22 protein-coding genes and 1 tRNA gene are annotated in these 23,234 nt (G+C 59.3%); 17 read left to right on the forward strand and 6 right to left on the reverse strand.

The features are described 5' to 3' along the window. Positions 1-90 precede the first annotated feature (90 nt). Both GR198_RS28475 and phoR read right to left on the reverse strand, forming a co-directional pair. Positions 91-1,125: a substrate-binding domain-containing protein gene (locus GR198_RS28475; protein ID WP_029875432.1), complete on the reverse strand. Its 1,035-nt coding sequence runs from the start codon at positions 1,123-1,125 to the stop codon at positions 91-93. Between the two features lie 195 nt (positions 1,126-1,320). Then, positions 1,321-2,544, reverse strand: coding sequence for a phosphate regulon sensor histidine kinase PhoR (phoR, locus tag GR198_RS28480; RefSeq protein ID WP_164069876.1), 1,224 nt, complete (start codon positions 2,542-2,544; stop codon positions 1,321-1,323). A 242-nt stretch (positions 2,545-2,786) separates the two neighbouring features. Here phoR and ppk2 point away from each other — a divergent pair, with 242 nt between their 5' ends. Continuing rightward, the gene (gene ppk2 / locus GR198_RS28485; RefSeq protein WP_164069877.1) at positions 2,787-3,668 is read left to right on the forward strand and encodes a polyphosphate kinase 2; all 882 of its coding nucleotides are present in this window, start codon (positions 2,787-2,789) and stop codon (positions 3,666-3,668) included. A gap of 25 nt (positions 3,669-3,693) precedes the next feature. On the opposite strand, the gene GR198_RS28490 is transcribed toward ppk2, so the two are convergent. Next, positions 3,694-4,878 (reverse strand): regulator, encoded by a 1,185-nt coding sequence (locus GR198_RS28490; protein WP_164069878.1) that lies wholly within the window; start codon positions 4,876-4,878, stop codon positions 3,694-3,696. Positions 4,879-5,164: 286 nt separating this feature from the next. On the opposite strand from GR198_RS28490, the gene GR198_RS28495 reads away from it, so the two are divergent. From GR198_RS28495 to GR198_RS28540, 10 genes are all read left to right on the forward strand, one after another. Beyond that, positions 5,165-6,124 (forward strand): NAD(P)H-dependent flavin oxidoreductase, encoded by a 960-nt coding sequence (locus GR198_RS28495; RefSeq protein WP_164069879.1) that lies wholly within the window; start codon positions 5,165-5,167, stop codon positions 6,122-6,124. Between the two features lie 121 nt (positions 6,125-6,245). Beyond that, positions 6,246-6,321 (forward strand) — tRNA-Thr (locus GR198_RS28500). A 504-nt stretch (positions 6,322-6,825) separates the two neighbouring features. Beyond that, the gene (locus GR198_RS28505) at positions 6,826-7,986 is read left to right on the forward strand and encodes an RNA-binding domain-containing protein (RefSeq protein WP_164069880.1); all 1,161 of its coding nucleotides are present in this window, start codon (positions 6,826-6,828) and stop codon (positions 7,984-7,986) included. Continuing rightward, positions 7,983-8,696 carry a Fic family protein gene (locus GR198_RS28510; RefSeq protein WP_164069881.1) on the forward strand — a complete coding sequence of 238 codons (714 nt, stop codon included), beginning with the start codon at positions 7,983-7,985 and terminating at the stop codon, positions 8,694-8,696. Before GR198_RS28505 ends, GR198_RS28510 begins: the two co-directional genes overlap by 4 nt. Positions 8,697-9,317: 621 nt before the next feature. Further along, a complete protein-coding gene (locus GR198_RS28515; protein ID WP_164069882.1) occupies positions 9,318-10,145 on the forward strand; it encodes a hypothetical protein in 828 nt (275 codons plus the stop codon). Then, the gene (locus GR198_RS28520; RefSeq protein WP_164069883.1) at positions 10,142-10,558 is read left to right on the forward strand and encodes a hypothetical protein; all 417 of its coding nucleotides are present in this window, start codon (positions 10,142-10,144) and stop codon (positions 10,556-10,558) included. The genes GR198_RS28515 and GR198_RS28520 overlap by 4 nt, the downstream gene beginning before the upstream one ends. Before the next feature lie 172 nt (positions 10,559-10,730). Then, a complete protein-coding gene (locus GR198_RS28525; RefSeq protein WP_164069884.1) occupies positions 10,731-11,111 on the forward strand; it encodes a hypothetical protein in 381 nt (126 codons plus the stop codon). A 259-nt stretch (positions 11,112-11,370) separates the two neighbouring features. Continuing rightward, complete coding sequence (locus GR198_RS28530) at positions 11,371-12,861, forward strand: MDR family MFS transporter (protein ID WP_164069885.1); 1,491 nt, start codon at positions 11,371-11,373, stop codon at positions 12,859-12,861. Between the two features lie 73 nt (positions 12,862-12,934). Beyond that, on the forward strand, positions 12,935-13,501 hold the full coding sequence (locus tag GR198_RS28535) for a chloramphenicol phosphotransferase (protein WP_164069886.1): 567 nt from the start codon (positions 12,935-12,937) through the stop codon (positions 13,499-13,501). Positions 13,502-13,827: 326 nt separating this feature from the next. Continuing rightward, entirely contained in the window at positions 13,828-14,028 is a 201-nt protein-coding gene (locus GR198_RS28540; RefSeq protein WP_017990167.1) for a hypothetical protein, read from the forward strand. 102 nt (positions 14,029-14,130) lie between these two features. Here GR198_RS28540 and GR198_RS28545 read toward each other — a convergent pair whose 3' ends face one another. Next, entirely contained in the window at positions 14,131-14,508 is a 378-nt protein-coding gene (locus GR198_RS28545) for a nuclear transport factor 2 family protein (protein WP_164069887.1), read from the reverse strand. A gap of 127 nt (positions 14,509-14,635) precedes the next feature. On the opposite strand from GR198_RS28545, the gene GR198_RS28550 reads away from it, so the two are divergent. Continuing rightward, entirely contained in the window at positions 14,636-15,094 is a 459-nt protein-coding gene (locus GR198_RS28550; protein WP_164069888.1) for a MarR family winged helix-turn-helix transcriptional regulator, read from the forward strand. A 14-nt stretch (positions 15,095-15,108) separates the two neighbouring features. After that, entirely contained in the window at positions 15,109-15,489 is a 381-nt protein-coding gene (locus tag GR198_RS28555; RefSeq protein ID WP_164069889.1) for a GFA family protein, read from the forward strand. Between the two features lie 35 nt (positions 15,490-15,524). Here the strand turns inward: GR198_RS28555 and GR198_RS28560 are convergent, their stop codons facing one another. Continuing rightward, positions 15,525-17,525 carry an ABC transporter ATP-binding protein/permease gene (locus tag GR198_RS28560; RefSeq protein WP_164069890.1) on the reverse strand — a complete coding sequence of 667 codons (2,001 nt, stop codon included), beginning with the start codon at positions 17,523-17,525 and terminating at the stop codon, positions 15,525-15,527. Positions 17,526-17,797: 272 nt separating this feature from the next. Then, positions 17,798-18,697 (reverse strand): GntR family transcriptional regulator, encoded by a 900-nt coding sequence (locus GR198_RS28565; RefSeq protein ID WP_130741335.1) that lies wholly within the window; start codon positions 18,695-18,697, stop codon positions 17,798-17,800. A 226-nt stretch (positions 18,698-18,923) separates the two neighbouring features. On the opposite strand from GR198_RS28565, the gene GR198_RS28575 reads away from it, so the two are divergent. The 4 genes from GR198_RS28575 to GR198_RS28590 all read left to right on the forward strand — a co-directional run bounded on the left by GR198_RS28575 (position 18,924) and on the right by GR198_RS28590 (position 23,191). Next, positions 18,924-20,426, forward strand: coding sequence for a UxaA family hydrolase (locus tag GR198_RS28575; protein WP_011650310.1), 1,503 nt, complete (start codon positions 18,924-18,926; stop codon positions 20,424-20,426). Between the two features lie 91 nt (positions 20,427-20,517). Beyond that, a complete protein-coding gene (locus GR198_RS28580) occupies positions 20,518-21,537 on the forward strand; it encodes an aldo/keto reductase (RefSeq protein WP_164069891.1) in 1,020 nt (339 codons plus the stop codon). Between the two features lie 9 nt (positions 21,538-21,546). Further along, entirely contained in the window at positions 21,547-21,993 is a 447-nt protein-coding gene (locus GR198_RS28585) for an RbsD/FucU family protein (protein ID WP_029875451.1), read from the forward strand. A gap of 208 nt (positions 21,994-22,201) precedes the next feature. Beyond that, entirely contained in the window at positions 22,202-23,191 is a 990-nt protein-coding gene (locus GR198_RS28590; RefSeq protein WP_029875452.1) for an ABC transporter substrate-binding protein, read from the forward strand. Positions 23,192-23,234 lie beyond the last annotated feature (43 nt).

Below are 23,234 nucleotides of genomic sequence, written 5' to 3' on the forward strand. Positions count from 1 at the left end.
AATTCCAACCCTGCAGCTCCGGAACCGCCGGCGCGCAGGGACATAAGGCAATGCCGGCGCGGGCCAAAAGGCACCGCGCCGGCAGAGTCATTACATGGACTTGCCGGCTTCGACGTCCTTGCGGATCGCTTCGCGCTCGGCATCCGGAGCGGCAACGAGGCCGTATTCGACGAGCGGGCTGTCAGGGCCGATCATCTGGTCGGATACGAAGAAGTTGACGTATTCCTTCAGGCCCGGAACGGCGCCGAGATGTGCCTTCTTGACGTAGAAGAACAGCGGGCGGGAAACCGGGTAGGTGCCGTTGGAGATCGTTTCGGTGGACGGAACGATACCGCTCATGGTCGCAACCTTGAGCTTGTCGGCATTGTTTTCGTAGAAGGAAAGGCCGAATACGCCGACGCCGGTCTTGTTGGCGGCGATGCGTGCCAGGGTTTCCGGATAGTCGCCGTCGATGTCGACAGCAGCGCCGTCCTTGCGGACTGCGACGCAGGCCTTCGTCTGGGCAGCCTTCTCGGAGATTTCCTTGGCGATGACTTCCTGTGCGCCAGCGGCCTTGCAGCCGGCAGCGAGAACGTTCAGTTCGAAGACTTCGCGGGTGCCGTGCTTTTCGCCCGGGATGTAGGCAGCGATATCAACAGCCGGAAGCTTCGGGTTGACTTCCGACCACTTCTTGTAGGGGTTGGCGACGAGCTTGCCGTCAACGACGACCTGGGCTGCGAGGGCCTTGTAGATGTCGGCAGGAACGTAGGCAACGTCAGGGTTCGACGAGTCGGTTGCGAAGACGATGCCGTCGTAGCCGATCTTGACTTCCTGGATGTCGGTTACGCCGGCAGCCTTGCAGGCTTCGGCTTCGTTCTTGTTGATCGGACGCGAGGCGTTCGCAATGTCGATGGTGTCTTCGCCAACGCCCTTGCAGAATTCCTTCAGACCAGCGCCCGTGCCGCCGGATTCAACGACCGGCGTCTTGAAGTTGGTGAAGGTTTCGCCGAAGGACTCGGCAACGATCTTTGCGTAAGGCAGGACGGTGGACGAGCCAGCGACCTGGATCTGGTCGCGGGCGACGGCGGCGCCAGCGAAAGCAGCAGTTGCAGCCAGCGCGGCAACGGTGAGCTTGAAGGTGTTCATGTAAATCTCCCGGCATTTGGGCTTGTGTGAGTGCGGCCTTAGAGAGGCCCTCGCATTGCCTTTTTTCATCGGCGAGACTCTCTTAGCGCTGTAAGCACCGTCCTTTTATGTCAAAGCCGTGAAACATTTGTGACAGCTTAAGTAATTGATTTAAAATAATAAAATTATGCAACGTAAAAGTGTTGCGACATATCGTCAAAAACGGACGGTAAAATCGGTGCCCTTGCCGACTTCCGACTTGACGATCAGCCGCGCCCGGTGGCGGGTGAGGATGTGTTTGACGATGGCAAGGCCGAGGCCGGTGCCCTTTTTCGAACGGCTGTCCTCGATGCTGACGCGATAGAAGCGCTCCGTCAGGCGCGGCACGTGCTCGGCCGGAATGCCCGGGCCCTTGTCGACGATGCTGACCTCGACCGGCTGGCCGGTACCGTTCTTCAGCCAGACATCGACGATCTCGCCCTCCTGGCCGTATTTGCAGGCATTTTCCATCAGGTTCTCAAAGACCTGGACGAGTTCGTCGCGGTCGCCCAGCACCTCGACCTTGCCGTCGGGCAGATGCAGGTTGATGTCGACGCCGACATCCCTGGCGAGCGGCACAAGCGCATCTCTGACATGGCCGAGCAGCGGCACCAGATCGATCTTCTCATCCGGCGCGATGTGCGACTTCAGCTCCAGGCGCGAGAGCGACAGCAGGTCGTCGACCAGCCGGCTCATGCGCGTCGTCTGGTCGAGCATGATGTTGAGGAAACGCGCCTGCGCCTTCAGATCGTTCTTCGCCGGCCCCTGGATGGTCTCGATGAAGCCGCGCAGCGAGGCAAGCGGCGTGCGCAGTTCATGGCTGGCATTGGCGACGAAATCCGAACGCATGCGGTCGATGCGGCGGACCTCCGATATATCGCGGAAGGAGAGGATGAAATAGCGCTCACGCGGGCCGTCATCGGCGGCAAATTCGACAGGGGCGCTGCGGACGATATAGACGCGCTCGGAGGGCAGCCGCTCGGAATGCTCTATCTGGTTCGGCGCGTTGGTAGCGATGGTTTCGCGCACCATGTCGAGCACGCCAGGCGAGCGCAGGCGGGCCGATATATGGGCGCCGAGCGCCATCTCGCCGAAGGCCTTTTCGGCAGCGCGGTTCTGGAAGAGCACCGAGGCATCGTCCGACAACACCATGACCGGGATATCGAGGCCGGAGAGCGCGGCGGAAACCTCCGGTAGGCGGCTTGGCGGCGCTTCCGGCTCGATCTCCACCGGCGGGGCCGGCTCGGCCTCGATGATCGGCGCCTCATTGAAAAGCGCCGTGAGGATCATCACAAGCAGCAGGACCAGCACAACCCACTTGTTCATGCCGGCGGCGAGCGCGGCGAGCGCGCTGAGGATCGCCGCAAGCAGCACCGGCCGTTCGCGCCTTATGCGCGCCAACAGGCTTTTTCTCCATGGAGTTTCGTCTGGCAAGTGCCCTCGCGGCGTCGATTCGTTTTTCGTTATATTGAACTCTGCCTGATAGCGGCAATTCATGACAGAAGTTTTCGGGCTGCTGCTCAGATGCGAAAGACCGCAGCCGGAGCTCGCGGAAAATTGCCGGCGGGTCGCGAGAGATTTGATTTTCAACGGTAAATATGTTCGCTTGCAGGAAGAGAAGCGATCGGGCTGTGGAGGCTGATATGGACGAGGACGTCGAAAACAGGGCCGTGGAGCTGGATATCCGCGGAAAGAAGCGCATCTTCGATGTCGACGATCCCACCCTGCCGGCCTGGGTGGACGAACGCGCGCTGGAATCCGGCGACTTTCCCCACAAGAAGAAGCTTAAAGAAGAGGACTATCTAGAGCAGTTGGAAAAGCTGCAGATTGAACTCGTCAAGGTGCAGTTCTGGCTGCAGGCGACCGGCAAGCGGGTGATGGCGCTGTTCGAAGGGCGCGACGCTGCCGGCAAGGGCGGCGCGATTACGGCCTCCTCGGCGAATATGAACCCACGCCTTGCGCGGGTGGTGGCGCTGACCAAGCCGACCGACCGCGAGCAGGGACAGTGGTATTTCCAGCGCTATGTCGCGCAGTTTCCGACGGCTGGCGAATTCGTGCTGTTCGACCGGTCCTGGTACAACCGCGCCGGCGTCGAGCCGGTCATGGGCTTCTGCACGCCGAAGCAATATGAGGATTTCCTCAAACAGGCGCCGCAGCTCGAAAAGATCATCGCCCATGAGGGCATCTTCTTCTTCAAATTCTATCTCGATATCGGCCGCGAGATGCAGCTCAAGCGCTTCCACGACCGCCGGCACGATCCGCTGAAAGTCTGGAAACTGTCGTCGATGGATATCGCGGCGCTGACGAAATGGGACGATTACAGCGACAAGCGCAACCGGATGCTGAAGGAAACCCATACGGATTTTGCCCCCTGGACGGTGATCCACGGCAACGACAAGCGGCGGGCGCGCCTCGAACTCATCCGCCACATGCTGAACAAGATGGATTATGACGGCAAGGACAGACAAGCGCTCGGCACGGTCGACGAGGAAATCATCGGCTCAGGCCCCGGCTTTTTGAAATAGAGCACCGGCTCTGCCGGGACCGGCCTTACTGCCCCGGCAGGATACGGATGGCGAAGAGGTTGATGCCGCGCGCCTTGCCGTCGAGATCGCTGTTGATCGTCAGCGTGCCCGGCGAATTCGGCGCGAGCGAGCGGTCGAACTTCACCTGCAGCAGCGCATCCGATTTTTCCCGGGTGACGTTGAAGCGATGGCGGGCGCAATTGCCGAGCGTCTGGAAATTGCATTCGACGGTGATCTGGGTCGGCTCGTCGGTGGTGGATTGCAGCGTCAGCGCGATCGTCGAGGATTTGCCGGCCAGCTGCTGCAGCACCGACGGCGGCACGCTGATCGAGATATTGCCATCGGCAGTACCGCTCTCGGAAATCAGCCGCACGGCGGGGCCGTCATTCTCTTCGATTTTTTCGGTGCGCGCCCGCGGGCCGCTCTGGATCTTTTCGGCGTCCTCGGGCTTGAACAGCGGGATCCAGTCGGCCGAGAAACTGTTCTGCGGATCGATGGTCACCGGCTGATCGGTGTGAGAGCCCGCATTCCCGGCGCTGTCGTCATTACCGGTGAAATCCTCGGGCTGCGTGCTTGCCGGCGGATTGGCAACGCTGGTGTCGCGCTCGGCCGCCGTCATCAGCAGGCCCGACGTATGCGCCCACCAGGCGCCGATGCCGATGAAGGCGAGCAGGACGCACCAGACGAGCAGTCTCGAAAAGAATTTGCGCGGCTTGCGGCGGCCTGCCGCCCGCTCCGGGCGGAAATCCATATTGGTGGCGCGCTGACCGCGCGCGAGCCGCTCCTCGCCGACGGGGGCGGCAGCCAGATGATCGGTATTGCCGGCATGCACGTCGTCGAGGCTGGACTCGTCGCCGCGATGCATAACCTCGGGGGCGCGGGTCTCCCCCGACACGATCGGTCCGTCGAACTCCTCAGCTTCGGCTTGGTGAACCGGCGGCGCCGGCATTTCCACCACCGGCGGCACGGGCACTTCAGGCGGCCTCTGGCGGGGGTGAAGACGGTCACGCTCCTCGCCTTCGATGGCGTGGATGGTGCTTTCCAGGCGGTGGCGGTGATGGGAGACGACCTCGGTGTCGGTGATGTCCTGCTTGCGCAGCCCGGCTTCCAGCGCCTGGCGGGCCGACTGATAGATCCTCGCTCGAACCTCCGGATTGTCGCGATCGGAATTCTCGAGCGCTGTTCTGATGGCCGTTTCTAATCCGCTCACATTCAGTCCTTCACCTTGAATTCGGCATCGGACTGCAATCCCTGCCGTTCTCCATCAAAATTCGGTAGCGGCAAGTGCGGCAAACCGCAAGCCTTGCAGGCCAAGCTGCGGTTGATCGGCGGAGATATCGGCAGCTTTCACCGCTTACGGGCCTTATTCTATTAGCTTTCTCGGACGTATATATTCGGGCTGAAATCGACGAAGGCATGGCAGCCGCTCTTTTATCGCCTTTTCATCTCTGTTATGAGATTGACGTTTTCGTAAACGTCAATGGAAGCGACGAACCATGGCCCTGCCCCCGATCCTCAAGGACAGATTGAGACTGCCGGTCATCGGCTCGCCGCTGTTCATTATCTCGCATCCAGCGCTGACGCTGGCGCAATGCACGGCCGGCATCGTCGGAGCATTTCCGGCACTGAACGCCCGGCCGGAAAGCCAGCTCGACGAATGGCTGGCCGAGATTACCGAGGAGCTTGCCCGCCACGACGCCGTCCATCCGGAGCGGCCGGCCGCCCCCTTTGCCGTCAACCAGATCGTCCATATGTCGAACAAGCGGCTGGAGCACGACCTCTCGCTCTGCGTCAAATACAAGGTGCCGATCGTCATCTCCTCGCTCGGCGCTGTGCCCGAGGTCAATGCCGCCGTGCATTCCTATGGCGGCATCGTGCTGCATGACATTATCAACAACCGCCACGCCCATTCCGCGATCCGCAAGGGTGCGGACGGGCTGATTGCGGTGGCGGCCGGCGCCGGCGGCCATGCCGGCACGCTGTCGCCCTTTGCGCTCGTCCAGGAAATCCGCGAATGGTTCGACGGGCCGCTGCTGCTGGCCGGTGCGATCGCCACCGGCGGCGCCATCCTCGCCGCAGAAGCGATGGGCGCCGACATGGCCTATATCGGCTCGCCCTTCATCGCAACGCAAGAGGCCCGCGCCGCGGACGCCTACAAGCAGGCGATCGTCGAAGGGGCCGCCAGCGATATCGTCTATTCCAACTATTTCACCGGCGTGCACGGCAACTATCTCAAACCCTCGATCGTGGCTGCCGGCATGGACCCCGACAACCTCCCGCTTGCCGATGTCTCGAAGATGGATTTCGAGCAGGCTGTCGGCGGCGCCAAGGCCTGGAAGGACATATGGGGCAGCGGCCAGGGCATCAGCGCCATCAAGGCGGTCGAGCCGGTGGCAAATCTCGTCGACCGGCTGGAGGCCGAATACAGGGCGGCGCGCGCCAGGCTGACGCTCTGAGGCGCGCCGTCCCGCCCCTGCCTTCTTTTTTGCCAAAGCCATGACAGGGCGCTTGAAATCTTCCAACAATGGCTGTATCAGCGCCATGCAAATCGCAGGCCGCATGCTTCGGCCGTGAGGGGCCGCTTTAGCTCAGGTGGTAGAGCACATCATTCGTAATGATGGGGTCGCAGGTTCGAGTCCTGCAAGCGGCACCATTTTTCTTCTTGTTGATCGAATTGCGTCGATATCGTAATTCCCCAATGCTCCATATTTGCCTTTCTTAGTCCGATCTTCGGGCTTGGTAAAAGCGAGTCGCAGGGACGCGCGGCTTCTCGAGCTGCGGCCCCGTCTGCTTTAAAACTCCACCTCGAAACTGCGAGTGGAGAAAGAAGATCAATGCATACCAAAATTCGGCGTATCTAGGTGGTGAGTTTTGACACGCCTTGTTTAGCTTGCTGTTTTCTATAACCGATCGGGCTCCGATCGTGCAGCGAAATTACAGGATGGTTCAGCGGGGTGGCGAAACGCCGTGCACTCGACCAAAAGGTCATATGACAGGACGGATGCCGCGTGATACGCCGGATCGGTGATTATCTCTCGTGATAAGCCGGACAAACTCTATATCGCTGATCATCCGTTCTGTCAGGCAGGACATACCTATTGCGTATTGCCGCCACGTATCCCAAAAATGAGGCCAATTCCGTTGCCTGGGAACCAGCATGATACAGAGTGAAACTGCGGCGAAGCTTATTGATCGACTCAATGAGATCGACGAGTCAGAGGACTTGGAGGCAAAAGCAATCAAGTCCGATGACCCAGGAAAATCTTTGTATGAAACTATATGTGCTCTTTCTAACGAGCCAGGCTTGGGTGGGGGTATAGTTCTGCTTGGAGTAACCAAGGAGATGGGTTTGTTCCCTCATTATGTAGCCAGCGGAATTGGCAATCCTGACAAGCTTAGCAGCGATATCGTCACGACCTGCAACACGGCATTCAATATCCCGTTGAGGATCGACATAGAACCCGAGCGCATCGGCAAGAAAGTGGTCTTGAAGCTGATCGTGCCTGAAGTCCCAAAGGCTCAGAAGCCGGTTTACTTCAAAGCAACGGGATTGCCCAAGGGGGCCTTTCGGCGAGTTGGCCCTAGCGATGTAAGATGCACTGACGAAGACATGTCAGCGTTCTTCGCGGAGCAAGGACAGGAAACACCTGACATCCAAATCGTAAAGGAAGCCTCGTGGCATGACATCGATCCGAACGCGGTGCAGGCCTACAGGAAAGCTCGCAGAGAGGCGTACAGCGGCGCATCTGAATTGGATATGCCCGACGAAGACATGCTTCATGCACTCGGCGCGGTTAAGAAGATCGATGGAAAAATCAAGGTAACGCTCGCAGGCATGCTGCTTTTCGGAACGCAAGGCGCCTTACGGCGCTTGTTTCCAAGCCACCGTGTCGACTATCTTCGCGTGAGCTCTCACAGTTGGGCTGAAAACCCACTCACGCCGTTCGAAGCGGTCGAAATCCGCGGACCGCTCCTATTGATCGCTTCGCGCATTATGGCGACCGTTGCTGACGATCTGCCAAAAGCATTTAGGATTGAAAATCAAAACGAAGCGCAACGAACCGAAGCGCCTGTTATCCCCTATCGCGTTGTTAGAGAGGCGATAATTAATTGCCTGATGCATAGAAACTATCGCGTCAACAAGCCAGTGCAGGTCATTCGGTTTCCAAACCGAATTGTAATTAAGAATCCTGGATATTCCCTCAAATCAGAAGACCGGTTCGATGAATCTGGGTCCGCTCTGCGCAATCCGCATATCGCGAAGTTTTGCACGAAACACGGTATGCGGAAACGAAGGGGAGCGGTATCCGAGTCATGAAGCAGGTCATGGCTCAGTATGGTCTGGCTGCGCCCACATTCGAGTCGGATAGAAACGTCGATGAATTTACAGCTAGTTTCCTTTTCCACCATTTCCTTGATGAAAAGGACATCGCATGGCTTGGGAATTTCAAAGGATTGGAATTATCTCAAGATCAAGTGAAAGGCCTGATTTTCGTTCGCGAAGTGGGAGCGATTAGCAACTCAATATACCGGAGTTTGAATAGCGTAGATACGCTTGTGGCAAGCAGAAACCTTCGCAAGCTGCGTTCAATGGAATTGCTGATCGAGCAAGGAAGCGGTGCGCGGACCACCTACGTCCCCGGACCAGAATTCATAAGGCTCGTTACCATGGATGGTTCAACCAAAGATCGCAAGGCTACCATGGATGGTAAGCAAGAGGATATTCCGCAAGCCACTGATCTTAAAGGTCTTTTTTTGACGATGCCAGACCGCTTAAAGAAAGACGTAAAGACGGCACAACTTTCCCAAAGGCTCAAAACTGAACCGACACTCGAACTTATTATTCGACTCTGCAAATGGAAGGACCTCTCATTAGCAGAGATTTCAGAATTGCTGGGAAAATCGGCGCCCCACGTGTCAACAAAATATATCCAGCCGCTGTTAGCCGAGGGCTGTGTTTCCTACACAATTCCCGAAATGATTCAGCACCCTCATCAGAAGTATCGAACAATGGCGGGTAAAACCTAAGCTCCTAATCGATCATCTATACTTCATATTCGCAGCTATCGAGTGTCCGAGCGTTGCTTCAGCTATGACATTGTCAGCTCTATCCGAGCCGGCCGCACGGCTCTCGCTGAGCAACACAAGAACAATGCCCCCGCCAAGCAGGTTTTCTCCCTGACAACAAGCACGGAGAAAACCATGTCCTGCAAATTCATCGGGATATCACTGCTTTCTATCGGTCTGGCCGGCTCCGCGCTGGCGCAGGCCGGGGGTGCGGATGCCAATGGCGGCCTTCGGTGGAGCCGATCATGCCAGATCGGGGAGTTCGGGCGCCGATACCGCCGGCGCTGGCTACAATGGGCCTAGCGATCCAGTCGCCGCCCACTTCGTGTGTCGTGTGGCATTGGGCAGTGGCAAAGCACACCCACTTTGGTTCGAGGTTGAAACGCTTTAGTAGTGTTTTCCGTACTTTACAGAAAAGACTCGATTTCTAGCAAAAATTGCAATCTACTGCTCCGACATCTGAGGGGGTGTCAAATGTCTATTAGATCTTTCAGGTACAGTAGCCTCATAGTAGGAGTTGTTTCTGTTGCGCAAATGGCATCCGCTGCGGAAATTTGCCCTAAACCGCTAATCGGAGGCGGTATGGTGCGCGGTGGCCAGTACGATTTCAGTTTTAAGTCTTGGAAGTGGAAAGATTATGACAGCCATCCGTACTGCAATTGCGTGAGGAATAATAGCCAATCACGATCGGTCTACATTCGATGGCAAACGGACGGCAGCCCCAGCCTTAATACATTTGTTCCTCCAGACGCCGCGGCTTACGTCTATCAAAGTGCGGATAAGGACAATTTTATTAACGTGAAAAGCTCGCTTTGGTACGGAGCCGGATTAACAAAGCTTGAGACTAATGCGGTTCGGCCTAAAGACGACGCACGTGCCGAATTTAAACCACCGCTCGTTACCGTTAGTGCCGCTGGCCAATTGAATATGGTGGACCAGAAAATCCCACAGAATCTGAGAACTGAATCTTTAGTGTATTTTCCCATCGGCATAGCAGGCACACCTACCTTCGGAACCGACGACATTGCGTCAATCGAAGAGGGTTCAAAATCCCTGGTGCCTGTCCACATGGAAATGTCGTCATCACTACAGCTGAACGCAGATAACCAGATTGAAGGTATAACAGTGTCTTGCAGCTACGAGGTTGGCGATGGCACACGCCTAATGATACCACCAATCCGCCTCAGAATTGGGGACCAAGCGCTCCAAGACAAGCTAGCCGACGGCAAGGAATTGACTTTGGAGTCAGCATGGAAGGGCGGAGCTAAACAATCGTTTAGTGCATACACCGATGTGACGGCAATCGACGCCGCGCGACTAAAAAAGGCGAATGCCGCCCTCGAATTAATCGCAGATGATGGCAGCGTTGTAGCTAGCATTCCTTTCGAATTTCATCAGGTTGGCCAATGACGTCAATCGCTTTTTTTATCGAAAAGTGGCCACTGTGGGGCTTACCCGCCTTCGCAACGCTTCTGGCGCCGTGGCAAGAGAAGCTGACCAACATGTCCCTCATAAGCGACATGTTTCAGCCTACGTTAAATACAGCTGCGTCGATTCTCGCGCCGCTCTGTTGCCTGGTTACTTTTTCTGTGGTCGGTGGCACACCAAAAACCTTATCAAAACCATGTCTGCGGGCGTTCGGTGTTTTCATTGGTGCGCTAATTGTTTGCCTATGCTTTAAATATCTCCTAGGAATGTGGTGGTCTCCAGATCCGCTGCTCACCATGGGCTTATGGGTGATTTGGGCTGTCGCTTATCTTACGCTTTTTGGCGCGTTCGCAGTTACGGTTGTCACTGCTAGTCTTTTAGCATTCGCACGCTAGACCGTATTCCCAAGCATTCAAGTTTGGCCCGATTTCTGGGGTGCATCATGAGCCTCGCACCTCGTGCTCCGCGTTTGTCGCCATCAAACGACCGTGAAAACCGCAACCCCGACAGGAACAATGCCCCCGCCCAGCAGGTTTTCTCCCTGAGACAACAAGCATGGAGAAAATCATGTCCTGCAAGTTCATCGCGATATCGCTGCTTTCGATCGGTCTGGCCGGCCCGGCGCTGGCGCAGACGGCTGGGGGTGCGGATGCCAATGGGCGGCTTTCGGTGGCGCCTGTTATCGGCGGATCGGGGAGTTCGGGTGCTGGCTCCGGCGGGGTCGGGTCGACTGGCACTGGGTCTGTCGGCGGCGGTGCATCGGGCACCGGCTCTGTCGGCACCGATTCCGGCACCACCGGCAGCACGACCGGCAATGGCGGCGTCAATCTCAACAGCGGCCGCAGCACAATCAATCCCGGCGGGGTCAATCCCAACCTACAGCAGACGCCGGGTTGCATCAGCGGAAGCGCGGACACCGGCTCGCTGGGCGAGGCATGCCCGCAATGAGGATGAGGTGATTGTTCGCCTTACCTTCTGACAAAACGAAGGCCCGGAGCGGAATGGCGCCGGGCCTTCGCTTTCGACCGAAACTTCGCCGACATCACGCGAAAGCAATGGCTGGCGTCAGAAAGCGGTCGTGGCCTGCTTTACCGGCCGGGCTTGAGGTCGTAAAAGGACGGCATCACTCCGCAAGCGGCGCATCGCCCCACATCTCGCCAGCCTGCCGATATTTCCGGCATCTGCGGAGCACCCGAAGAGGATCGTCATGTCGAATGCAGCGCAACGCTCGAACCGCGTGCTTATCGTCGCCACCATCATGCTGGCGACCTTCATGGTGGCGATCGAGGCGACGATCGTGGCGACCGCGATGCCGCGCATCGTCGGGGAGCTCGGCGGCTTTTCCTATTACAGCTGGGTGTTTTCGGCCTTCCTGCTGGCGCAGTCGACGACGACGGTCATCTACGGCAAGCTTTCCGACATTTTCGGGCGCAAGCCGGTGCTGATCTGCGGCATCCTGATCTTCCTCGTCGGCTCGGCTCTCTGCGGGTTTGCCTGGTCGATGATGTCGCTGGTGCTGTTCCGGCTGCTGCAGGGGCTGGGCGCCGGCGCCATCCAGCCGGTGACTATGACGATCATCGGCGATCTCTTCAAGCTGGAGGAGCGCGGTCGCGTGCAGGGCGCGATGGCGACCGTCTGGGCGACCTCGGCCGTCGTCGGGCCGCTTGCCGGCGGCATCATCGTCGACAACATCTCCTGGGCCTGGATCTTCTGGATCAACCTGCCGATCGGCGTCATCTCTGTCATCGCCTTCATGATCTTCCTGAAGGAGGACGTGGCGCACAAGCAGGCAAAGATCGATTACCTCGGATCGGTGCTGTTTTCGATCTCGATCGTGGCACTTCTCGTCATGCTGACGGAAACCGATGCCAGCGCCTGGATCCTGCTTTCGCTTTTCGCCGTCTTCGTGGTCTCGGGCCTGCTCTTTCTCGCCCAGGAGAAGCGGGCACCGGAGCCGATCATCTCGATCCCGCTCTGGAGCCGAAGGCTGATCGCGACCAGCAATACGGCGACGCTGCTGGCCGGCATGGCGCTGATCGGGCTTTCGACAATCCTGCCGCTCTATGTGCAGGGCGTGCTCGGCCGCTCGCCTCTTGTCGCGGGATTCACGCTCACCATGCTCGTCGTCGGCTGGCCCTTGGCGGTGATGCTCTCCAGCCGCCTCTACAAGGCCTTCGGCATCCGCCGCACGCTGCGCGTCGGCAGCCTGATGTTTCCTTTCGGCGCCTGTTTCCTGTTGTTCCTGACTCCTGACAGTTCCCCGGTCATCGCCGGCGCCGGCTCGTTCTTCATGGGCTTCGGCATGGGTCTCATCAGTCTCACCAGCATCGTGCTGGTGCAGGACAGCGTCGAATGGTCGATGCGCGGCAGCGCCACTGCCTCGATCATCTTTTCCCGCAGTCTCGGCAATACGCTCGGCGCCACCGTGCTCGGCGCCATCCTCAATGCCGGCATCAACCATTATGCGAGCGGCGAGGCGGCGGCGGGCCTGCACGAGGTGCTGAACCAGCCGACCGGGCTTTCAGCGCTCGCCGCTGATCCGGCGATCCGCGCCGTCTTCAATGCGGCCCTGCACTGGAGCTTCTGGGGCGTGGTCGTCGTTGCGGTGCTGACCTTCTTTACCACCTGGCTGATCCCGGTCGGGCCGAGCCAGAAGCGCGAGGCGGCGGCCGTCCCAAGCGAGGCGGCTTCGCATTAAGCTGTTCGGCTTGTGGAAGCGCAAAAATGCCGCGTTTTCACACCGATGGATGTGTTGGGAGAGTTGTCGAACGATGAGTGTTTTCGTGTTGCTCTTGGGGTTTCCGGGCGTCGGCAAGCTGACAATCGCCAAAGAACTCGGCTCGCTGATATCAGCAAAGATCGTTGATAATCACTGGTTCAACAACCCGATCTTGCGCCTCCTCGACGAGGATCAGACCGCTCCGCTGCCGAATGGCATATGGGAGTACACCGGCAGGGTCCGGCAGGCCGTCCTGGACGCAATCACGTCCTATAGCGGCCCGTCGGCGAATTTCATCTTCACCCATGCCGGTGTCGAAGGCGATGAGCGGAGCGCGCGGACGTACCAGCAGTTCTATGACGCCGCCGGACAGCGCGCCGCGGTTTTCGTGCCGGTGAGATTGCTGTGTGCCGAAGAAGAATTGGAGCGTCGCGTTTCGTCCCCCGCGCGGCGCGACCACTTGAAAACGACCGACGTCGAGACGTCGAGGAGCCGAAGCCAACAGGCGCTGGTTCTTGATATCCCGCACCAACACGCACTGACGTTGGATGTGACTTTCATGTCGCCAGCGGAAAGTGCAGTGGCAATACGGGATCATGTTGCGAGACGCAGCGCCTGAGGAGTGCAGCCCTTCGTGCCGATAGCGGAAGATCGGCCTCGGGCGGGAATGCGCCGCTGATGGCAGGATTCAATGGAAATAAGCGCAATCGGGCCAATCGCCAGGCATGACCAAACCTGTTCGGACGGAGTGATTGAATTGACCAAGACTATTGGAGCTTTTATACAATAGCTTTTGCGAAACTCCGGATTAGCCAAAAATAATCCTTTTAAATCAATGGGCTTCTCCTGGATGGTGCCAAATCAACAATGCGGAACAAGCGGATTGCTGATGCGACGCAACCCGGCTGTATGTACCGGCCATGGAGAAACAAAATTATAAAGATCATGGTCTTGCTGCACAGCGCCGATGGCATGGCTTGGCAGTCTCCCCCTAAAGGCACCAGCCTGAAGACATTGAGCGAAGCCGAAGAGCAAGGCTTCATCTTGATCCGCGGGGAATTTCAGAAACGGCAATTCCGTCTGACGGAGCTCGGCTCCGACTATGTCGAGCGCGACAAGCGGCGTCTGGAAGCGCGCAGGCTCTGAACCGATACCGCCGGTTAAGCGCGAATTGAACGCACGAGCCAGGCAGGCCTGACAATGGCGCGTCGCAACGGGAGCGGTCATCCCCGCATAGGGAGTACCAGCTTACAGGCCATCCCGGATATCGAAGCGGACGATCTTGTCGCCTTCCATGCGAAAGATATGCGTCACCGTCTTGTCCTTAAGGTCATGAGCCTGCCCTTCCAGCGGCCGGCCATCGAGGTCAAAGACCGACTGGATCACCTCGACAGCGACGGCGCCATCTTCGGTTTCGTCAAATGCGACCGGCTCGACGTGCGGATTGATGACGGCCCATTGGCGTGTCCAATAGTCGCGCACGGCCTCACGGCCATGAACGTGGCCGCCATCCATGCCGTTGGCCCAGGCGACATCATCGGAAAGAACGGCAAGGACAGCGTCGATGTCTCTGGCGTTGAAGCTGGCATAGATGCGCTTGATCATTTCGACGTCGTTTTGAGACATGTCGTTTCCTCTATGGAGATTGAAACATTCGCTGGCGGCATCGAAACGGCCTTGCCTGATGCTGCACATCAATATACATACGTACATATATATCTCGCGGTCAAGCGCAGGCAAGAGGTGATCGGAATTGGACGAGGATGTGCTTTCTACGCCGGGGCATTTCATCAGTCTTGCGGCGCGGGGCTTTGCCCGCCTCAGCGAGTCACGCCTCAAACCGCTCGGCTTCGGTGTCGGCCAGTTGCCTGTCCTGGTCGCGCTGCAAAATGGCAAGGCCAGCACGCAACGCGACCTCGCCCGCTTTGCCAGGGTCGAGCAGCCGCCGATGGCGCAGATGCTCGCTCGCATGGAGAGGGATGGCCTAATCCGGCGGACACCCGACCCGGATGACGGTCGCAGCAGCCGCATCGTGCTGGCGAAGGCTGCAGAGGAACGCATGCCGGAGGCGATTGCGGCCTTGTTCGAAGGGAATAAGGAGGCATTGACCGGGTTCACGGATGCGGAAGCGGAGCAACTTGTCGATCTGCTCAAGCGGCTGATCGAAAATCTGGATCAGATTGCGAGCACGGAATCCTCGGCGCAGCTTTAGAGAGAGGAACACTTATGCACAAAGGATCCTGCCTGTGTGGTGCGGTAACTTTCGAGATCGAAGGCGATCTACCAGCGCCGGACGCGTGCCATTGCTCCAAATGTCGAAAACAATCCGGCCACTTCTTCGCTTCAACCGACGTGCCAAAGCGTCAGATCACCATCCAGGGAGGAGAAAGTGTTACCTGGTATCAATCCTCAGAAAAGGTGAGGCGTGGATTTTGCGGGGTGTGTGGATCATCGCTGTTTTGGGATCCACCCCATCACGACTGGATTGCTGTCGCGATGGGTGCATTTGATAGCCCGACCGAAACCAAACTGAAAATGCATATCTTTGTCGCTGACAAAGGCGACTACTACGACATCACCGACAACCTGCCCCAGAATGAGCAATAGGCAACTGTTGCTCACCCGCGAGCGGCCTTCAATTTCTATTCGGGGACTGTGCCGCCTTCATTCGAGGTCGTGCTGCCTTTCGGCGGAGAGCGGCGCTTCTCCAAAACGCGTGACAGCAAGTTCCGTTTTCTCTTGCGCTTGATCAGATCGATATCGCTGACAAGCTTAGCGCCGCCCTCGCGCCGCTCGAGCGTGATCTTGCGGCTATGGAAGACTTCCAGCTCAACGCGATGCGCGACGCTTAGGATGGTGACCTCCGGCAATTCATCGATCACCATCTGCATCATCTTATCCTGGCTCTTCTCATCGAGTGCTGCCGTTGCTTCATCCAGCACGATGATATCGGGTTGGTGCAGCAGCAGACGCGCAAAGGCGAGCCGCTGCTTTTCGCCACCCGACAAGGTCTGGTCCCAGGGCGCATCTTCCTCGATCTTGTCGTTCAGATAATCCAGTCCCACCTTGTCGAGGGCCGACCTGATCTCATCCAGCGGCCAGCTATCGGCGGCGCCGGGATAGGCGACAGCACGGCGAAGCGTGCCCGAAGGGATATAGGGCCGTTGCGGCAACATGAACAATCGCCTGTCGGCGTGGAAATTGACGCTGCCGCCGCCCCACGGCCAGAGACCTGCGATGGCCCGCACCAGCGTGCTCTTGCCCGACCCGGATTCACCCGACACAAGCACCCGCTCGCCGGGTTCGATCTCGACCCGGGTTTCCGTGACCACGGCGGTGCCATCGTCAAGCGACACGGAGAGATCGTTGAGGCTGAGCATCGCCTCGCCTTCGGTTTCACCATGCTTGATGCGCCCCAGAGAGTCGCTCTGTTCGGCGCGCTCCAACCCGTCAAGCGACATCATCAGCGAGGCGATGCGCCGTGCACAGGCATTCCAATCGGCAAGACGCGGATAGTTGTCGACCAGCCAGCCGAACGCGCCCTGAACGATGGCAAAAGCAGAGGCGGCCTGCATGACCTGTCCGAGGGTCATGCTGCCTTCGAGAAATTTTGGTGCGCAAAGCAGAACCGGCACAACAGGCGCAATCAGCATCGACCCATGCGACACAACCGTCGTGCGCATGTGCTGGCGGGCAAGGAGCGCCCATTGCTTCAGCACATTGGCGAAGGTTTTGTCGAGGTCGTTACGCTCCTCCTCTTCACCACCGAGAAGCGCGATGCTCTCGCCGTTTTCCCTGACATGCGTCAGCGTGTAGCGAAACTCGGCTTCTGCCTGATTTTTGGCCTCGGAGACGTGGACGAAATAGCGGCCGATGACCGCCATCGAGCTGGAGGTGATCGCGGCGTAGAGGACCGCAGTGATGACGAGAAAGCCGGGAATGGTGACGGTCGAGCCCCCCATCGGCAGAGTGAGGGCCCCGCCGATCGTCCAGAGCACCACGATGAAGGTCGAGGCCGCCAGAAATGCGGAAATGACACCGGCGATGAAATCGACAGGTGCTTCGGTGGCAATCCGCAAATCCTCCGAGATGCGCGCCTCGGGGTTCTTGTGGTCGCCGCCGATGAGATTCAACTGATAGTAACGGCCGTTTGCGAGCCAGCGCGCGATGACGGCGGTCGTCAGCCAGGAACGCCAGCGACGTTGGATCATCATGCGAACGGCGACTTGTATCGTGACAATGGCGACAGTTCCGAGCACGAGCGGCACGAATACGGCGCTCAGGAAATAGACGGTGCCGGCATCGTGCCGCTCTATGGCGTCGAAGATCCCGCGGTTCCACAGATTGATTCCGTACTGGAAGCCGACATTCATGCAGATCATCGCCAATAGCCCGATCGAGAAGGGCCAAGCGAACTTGTCGCCACCGCGGCCCCAGTAACGGCGCGCGCTGATCCAGAAACGCTTGAGCAAATACCGCTTGCGCGCCTGCTCGGCCTCTTCAGGCGTCAGCTCCGGATCGGGTTCGATGGCATCTGGCGGCGGCATGACCTCGACAGTCGATGCCGTCTCCTGGGGCGAGTTCCCGGCACCGTGCGGTTCGGTGCCGTCGACCGATTTCGGTTTGAGTTTAGCGTCGGTCATAAGCGCGATAACGGCTTACACATCGAAATGTTTCATGATGGCTGCCATCCGCCGTAATCTGCCCCTCACCCTAACCCTCTCCCCGTTCTGACGGGGAGAGGGGACGTGCCATACGGGACGCGAAAGAGGGACGGAGAGGTCGCCACATCTCCCCTTCGCCCCGCAAGCGGGGGTCCGAAGGACGGGTCGAGACCCGTGGCTCGACCCCGGTTGGTGTCGGCAGGCGGATGAGGGGCTGGCATCGGCGATCTCTGGTCCGAGATGTCCCCCGCTCAGGCGCTCTCCGTCGCGACCTGCGGCAGGGATTGCAGCAGGGTCTGGCGGGCGGAGTGAAGATGCGCGCGGCAGGCGGTTTCGATTGCCGCCTGGTCGCCGGATTCCAGCGCTGCGATATAATCCAGATGTTCGTGGATGGCGCGCTCGTTGCGCTGGCGGGCGGCGGTCTTGTTCCACTGGTAGTGATAGTGGAAGACGATGGCGATGGCGTCGTAGAAATCCGCGATGAAGCGGTTTTTCGAGGCGCGGTGGATCAGCAAGTGGAAGCGTTCGTCGAGGACGGAGAAATCCTTGAAGCGCTGGTTGATGTCGGCAAGCATGGCGTGATGTTCGTCGCGCATAGCCGCAAGATCGGCCCAGCTCTGATTATCCCTGGAAAGCCGGCCGAATTCGGCGGCGGAATGCAGCTCGAACATTTCGCGCACATCGGCAAGTTCGAGGGCGAATTCGCGGGTGAAGCCTTTGAGCGTCCAGTGGCTGTTCGGGCGCTTCTCGATGAGGCCGAAGCGGGAGAAGCGGATCAGGAATTCGCGCACGCTGGTCGTTCCGGTGCCGATCTCGCGGGCAAGCTCCAGCTCGTTGATCTGCATGCCGGGTGCTGCATCATCGGCAAGGATGCGCTGCATGAAGCTGCGCTCGATGATATCATGCAGGGAGTCGGTTTCTTCGGAGGGAAAGAGGTCGTGGTCGGTCGGCTGGCGCAGCACGATCTTCTGGCGCTTGTTCCAGCGGATGATGCCTTCTTCGCTGAGCCGCGTCAGGATGGCGCGCGCCGTCGAGCGGCTGACGCCGAGTTGGGCGGCGATCTCCGGTTCCGAGGGCAGCGCGGTATCCGTGCGCAGGGCTACGGCATACCTGTTATAGGCTTCCTTGAAGACCGTATTCTGCCTTGCCACCAGACCCCGCTTTCCGCCCTCGTGACCGTCGCCCCGCTTCAAAGCAGGACGGAGCGGACCGGGGCTTGTTCAAACGACCTTTAGCTTATTTCCGGTCGCCTGCGGCTCATTGCCTCCCTCGTCCACAGGATCAATATTCCCGTTGACTTGAAAATGTTTATTGTAGATAAAAAACAAAATCAATGCGCTTTCGCCGATGTAGCGAGCCTTTCCCAGGGAGAATAAATTGGACAAACTGCCTTGGATCATCCTTTCGGCCGGTGACAATGTCGCGGTCGCAACGGCGGCAATCGCGCCGGGTTCGACGGTTGCCGGCATTCAGACCCGCGAGAAGATCGACCCCGGCCACAAGGTGGCGATAGCGGATATTCCGCTCGGCTCGCCCGTGGTGAAATACGGACAGGCGATCGGCCGCACGACGGCCGAGGTCAAGGCCGGCGACCATGTGCACAGCCACAACCTGCATTTCGAAAACGACCGGCTGGCGGCGACCGCCAATTCGGCGCCGGAAACGGCCACAGCCGACGACGTCGGGCGCACCTTCATGGGCTATCGCCGCGCCGACGGGCGGGCCGCGACCCGCAACTATATCGGCATCATCGCCAGCGTGAACTGTTCCACCACGGTCTGCCGGGCAATCGCCGACGAGGCGAACCGGACGATCCTGCCGCATTATGAGGGCATCGACGGTTTCGTGCCGATCGTGCACGACCAGGGCTGCGGCATGAGTTCGACCGGCGACGGCATGAACGTGCTGCACCGGACGCTCGCCGGCTATACAAGGCATGTGAATTTCGGCGGCGTGCTGATGATCGGCCTCGGCTGCGAGGTCAACCAGCTGACGCTTTACGGCCAGAGTGGTGCGGGCGCCTCGAAGCGGCATTTCAACATCCAGGATGCCGGCGGTTCGCGCCGCGCGGTGGAACGCGCCATGGGCATGCTGCGCGAAATCGCCGCCGATGTCGGCAAGGAAAAGCGCGTACCGATGTCGATCGGTGAGATCATCATCGGCCTGCAATGCGGCGGCTCCGACGGCTTTTCCGGCATCACCGCCAATCCGGCGCTCGGTGTCGCGGCCGACCTGCTGGCAGCGGCCGGCGGCACGGCGATCCTGTCGGAAACCTCGGAAATCTATGGTGCGGAACATCTGCTGCGCAGCCGCGCCGTCAGCGATGAGGTGGCAAAGAAGCTCGACGACAAGATTGCCTGGTGGGAGGATTACGTCGCCCTGCACGGCGCCTCGCTCGACAACAACCCCTCGCCCGGCAACAAGCGCGGTGGTCTCACCACCATTCTCGAAAAGTCGCTCGGCGCGGTTGCCAAGGGCGGGCGTTCGCCGCTGACGGCGGTCTATGGTTATGCCGAGCGGGTCACGGCCCCCGGCCTCGTCTTCATGGACACGCCCGGCTACGACCCCGTCTCGGCAACCGGCCAGGTGGCCGGCGGGGCAAACATGATCGCCTTTACCACAGGCCGCGGCAGCTGCTTCGGTTGCCGGCCGGCGCCGTCGCTGAAGCTTTCCAGCAATTCGGCGCTCTATGCCTCGATGGAAGAGGACATGGACATCGATTGCGGCACGATCGCCACCGGCGATGCGACGATCAGCGGCAAGGGCCGCGAGATCTTCGACCTCATCGTCGATACGGCTTCGGGCAAGAAGACCAAGAGCGAGCTCTTCGGCTACGGCGACAATGAATTCGTGCCCTGGCATCTCGGTGCGACGCTCTGACCTTTTTGTTTTACGCAATCCCGGACGAAAACCGCTTCACACTTTTCCTGGGATTGCTCCAGATAGTTCAGCTTCTTCGTGAGGAGGAATGATGAAGACGAGAAAGATCGGCAAGACCAAGCTGGAGGTGACCGAAATCAGTTTCGGCGCAGCCGCTCTCGGCGGTCTCTACCGCGCCTGCCCGCGCGAGCAGGCAATGGACACGCTGCAGGCGGCCTGGGATAGCGGCATCCGCTATTTCGACGTGGCGCCCTGGTATGGGCTCGGCCTTGCCGAACGGCGGGTCGGCGATTTCCTGCGCGACCAGCCGGATGGCTCTTACGTGCTGTCCACCAAGGTCGGCCGGCTGCTTCGGCCGGTGCCGACCGGCACGGTGCCTGATTACAGCTATGTCGACCCGCTCTCCTTCGATGCCGATTACGACTATTCCTATGACGGCATCATGCGCTCGGTCGAATTCAGCTATGCGCGCCTCGGCCTCAATCGCATCGATATTCTTTATGTGCACGATCTCGGCGTCTACACACATGGCGCGGCGAAGAATGCGGTCTACCAGAAGCAGTTTCTCGATTCCGGCGTGAAGGCGCTGGAGGAACTCAAGTCGTCTGGCGCGATCTCCGCCTTCGGCCTCGGCGTCAACGAAGTGCCCGTCTGCCTCGACGTCATGCGCCATTCCGATCTCGACTGCATCCTGATGGCCGGCCGCTACACGCTGCTCGACCGCTCGGCCGTCGCCGAACTGCTGCCGCTCTGCCGGCAGAAGGGCACCTCGCTCGTCGTCGGCGGCGTTTTCAACTCCGGCATCCTCGCCACCGGTCCGGTACCGGGTTCGCATTTCGACTATATGCCCGCCGATGACGATGTGCTTGCCAAGGTCGGCGCCATGGAGGCGATCGCCAAACGCCACGGCGTGCCGCTGGCGGCGCCCGCCCTGCAGTTTCCGCTGCGCGAGGCGATCGTCGCATCGGTGCTGATCGGCACGGCCAAGCCGTCGAGCCTCACGCGCAATATGGAGATCGTCGAGCCGCGGCTTGCCGACGCGATCTATGCCGAATTCGAACCCTATACGCTGGTCGCGCCGCCGCTCGGCGCCGAAGCCGTGCGAGTCTGAGGAGAGATTATGCTCAAGGGTATCCATCCGCTGCTTGGCCCCGACCTGCTCCATGCGCTGAAGACCATGGGACATGGCGACGATATCGTCATATCGGACGCCAATTTTCCCTCGGGCTCGATGGGCCCGCCGGTCATTCGCGCCGACGGCGTCAGCGCCACTGACATGGCCGAGGCCATCCTGACGCATATGCCGCTCGACACCTTCGTGCCGGAAGCGGCGTGGCGGATGGAGGTGGTCGGCGATCCCGATGCGGTGCCGGAGGTCTGCACCGAATTCCAGCAGATCGTTGCCAAGTGCGCCGGCGATTTCCGCATCGTGCCGGTGGAGCGTTTTGCTTTCTACGCGATGGCCCGCAAGGCGACCTACATCGTCGCGACGACGGAATTCCGGCTGTACGGCAACCTGATTTTGAAAAAGGGCGTCGTCCATCCGCACGAGATCAACAAGGCCTGATCCCTATTTTAGGGCAGCGTGGTATTGGAATAAAATCAGTTGCTTGGCAGGAGTTTAGCAAAGCAAAAAAGCCGGTTTGACGCTCTTGCAATTTGATTGCGCCTCGGCTAGCTTCACCTGGCAAATGTTTTTTATCGATAAAAATCGTCCGCCTGCGTTCTGCGGCCGATTTATTTGGAGGAGAACGCACCCTGAGAGGAGAACCCTTATGAGTATCGTGAAATCCCTTCTATCCCGCCGCGCCTTTACCGCGCTTGCAGGTGCCGCAGTCATCGCCTCGGCAATGCCGGCACCATCGTTTGCCGCCGACGTGACGATCCCGATCATCGTCAAGGACACGACGTCCTTCTATTGGCAGATCGTTCTGGCCGGCGCCCGCAAGGCCGGCAAGGATCTCGGCGTCAACGTGCCGGAACTCGGCGCACAAGCCGAATCCGACGTCAACGGCCAGATCAGCATTCTGGAGAACGCCGTTGCCGGCAAGCCGGCCGCTGTCGTCATTTCGCCGACCGAATTCAAGGCGCTCGGCAAGCCGATCGATGAAGCGGCCAAGTCGGTTCCGATCATCGGCATCGACTCGGGCGCCGACTCCAAGGCGTTCAAGTCGTTCCTGACGACCGACAACGTTCAGGGCGGCCGCATCGCCGCCGATGGTCTGGCTGCCGCCATCAAGGGAATGTCGGGTAAGGAAGAGGGCGAAATCGTCATCCTCACCAACCTTCCGGGCGTCGGCTCGCTGGAACAGCGCCGCGAAGGCTTCCTGGATCAGGTGAAGACCAAATATCCGGGTCTTAAGGTCATCGCCGACAAGTACGGCGACGGCCAGGCAACGACCGGCCTCAACATGATGACCGACCTGATCACGGCAAACCCGAACCTCGTCGGTGTCTTCGCCTCGAACCTGATCCTGGCGCAGGGCGTTGGCCAGGCGATCGCCGAAAACAAGCTCGGCGACAAGATCAAGGTCATCGGCTTCGACAGCGACGACAAGACGGTCGGCTTCCTCAAGGACGGTGCGATCGCCGGCCTCGTCGTTCAGGACCCCTACCGCATGGGTTATGACGGCGTGAAGACCGCGCTTGCCGTCTCCAAGGGCGAGAAGGTCGAAGAGAATGTCGACACCGGCGCAAACCTCGTCACCAAGGCGAATATGGCCGATCCGAAGATCGACGCGCTGCTGAACCCGAAGATCAAGTAACAACGACAGACAGGCCGCGCCGGCTTCAAAAACCGGCGCGGCC

This window comes from Rhizobium leguminosarum (assembly GCF_010668065.1).
GTDB lineage: Bacteria > Pseudomonadota > Alphaproteobacteria > Rhizobiales > Rhizobiaceae > Rhizobium > Rhizobium leguminosarum_S.

Coding starts and splice junctions, on each gene's coding strand:
- GR198_RS28475 (WP_029875432.1), bottom strand. CDS start 1,125: ATGAACACCTTCAAGCTCACCGTTGCCGCGCTGGCTGCAACTGCTGCT.
- ppk2 (WP_164069877.1), top strand. CDS start 2,787: ATGGACGAGGACGTCGAAAACAGGGCCGTGGAGCTGGATATCCGCGGA.
- GR198_RS28495 (WP_164069879.1), top strand. CDS start 5,165: ATGGCCCTGCCCCCGATCCTCAAGGACAGATTGAGACTGCCGGTCATC.
- GR198_RS28505 (WP_164069880.1), top strand. CDS start 6,826: ATGATACAGAGTGAAACTGCGGCGAAGCTTATTGATCGACTCAATGAG.
- GR198_RS28510 (WP_164069881.1), top strand. CDS start 7,983: ATGAAGCAGGTCATGGCTCAGTATGGTCTGGCTGCGCCCACATTCGAG.
- GR198_RS28515 (WP_164069882.1), top strand. CDS start 9,318: ATGGTGCGCGGTGGCCAGTACGATTTCAGTTTTAAGTCTTGGAAGTGG.
- GR198_RS28520 (WP_164069883.1), top strand. CDS start 10,142: ATGACGTCAATCGCTTTTTTTATCGAAAAGTGGCCACTGTGGGGCTTA.
- GR198_RS28525 (WP_164069884.1), top strand. CDS start 10,731: ATGTCCTGCAAGTTCATCGCGATATCGCTGCTTTCGATCGGTCTGGCC.
- GR198_RS28530 (WP_164069885.1), top strand. CDS start 11,371: ATGTCGAATGCAGCGCAACGCTCGAACCGCGTGCTTATCGTCGCCACC.
- GR198_RS28535 (WP_164069886.1), top strand. CDS start 12,935: ATGAGTGTTTTCGTGTTGCTCTTGGGGTTTCCGGGCGTCGGCAAGCTG.
- GR198_RS28540 (WP_017990167.1), top strand. CDS start 13,828: ATGGTCTTGCTGCACAGCGCCGATGGCATGGCTTGGCAGTCTCCCCCT.
- GR198_RS28545 (WP_164069887.1), bottom strand. CDS start 14,508: ATGTCTCAAAACGACGTCGAAATGATCAAGCGCATCTATGCCAGCTTC.
- GR198_RS28555 (WP_164069889.1), top strand. CDS start 15,109: ATGCACAAAGGATCCTGCCTGTGTGGTGCGGTAACTTTCGAGATCGAA.
- GR198_RS28560 (WP_164069890.1), bottom strand. CDS start 17,525: ATGACCGACGCTAAACTCAAACCGAAATCGGTCGACGGCACCGAACCG.
- GR198_RS28580 (WP_164069891.1), top strand. CDS start 20,518: ATGAAGACGAGAAAGATCGGCAAGACCAAGCTGGAGGTGACCGAAATC.
- GR198_RS28585 (WP_029875451.1), top strand. CDS start 21,547: ATGCTCAAGGGTATCCATCCGCTGCTTGGCCCCGACCTGCTCCATGCG.
- GR198_RS28590 (WP_029875452.1), top strand. CDS start 22,202: ATGAGTATCGTGAAATCCCTTCTATCCCGCCGCGCCTTTACCGCGCTT.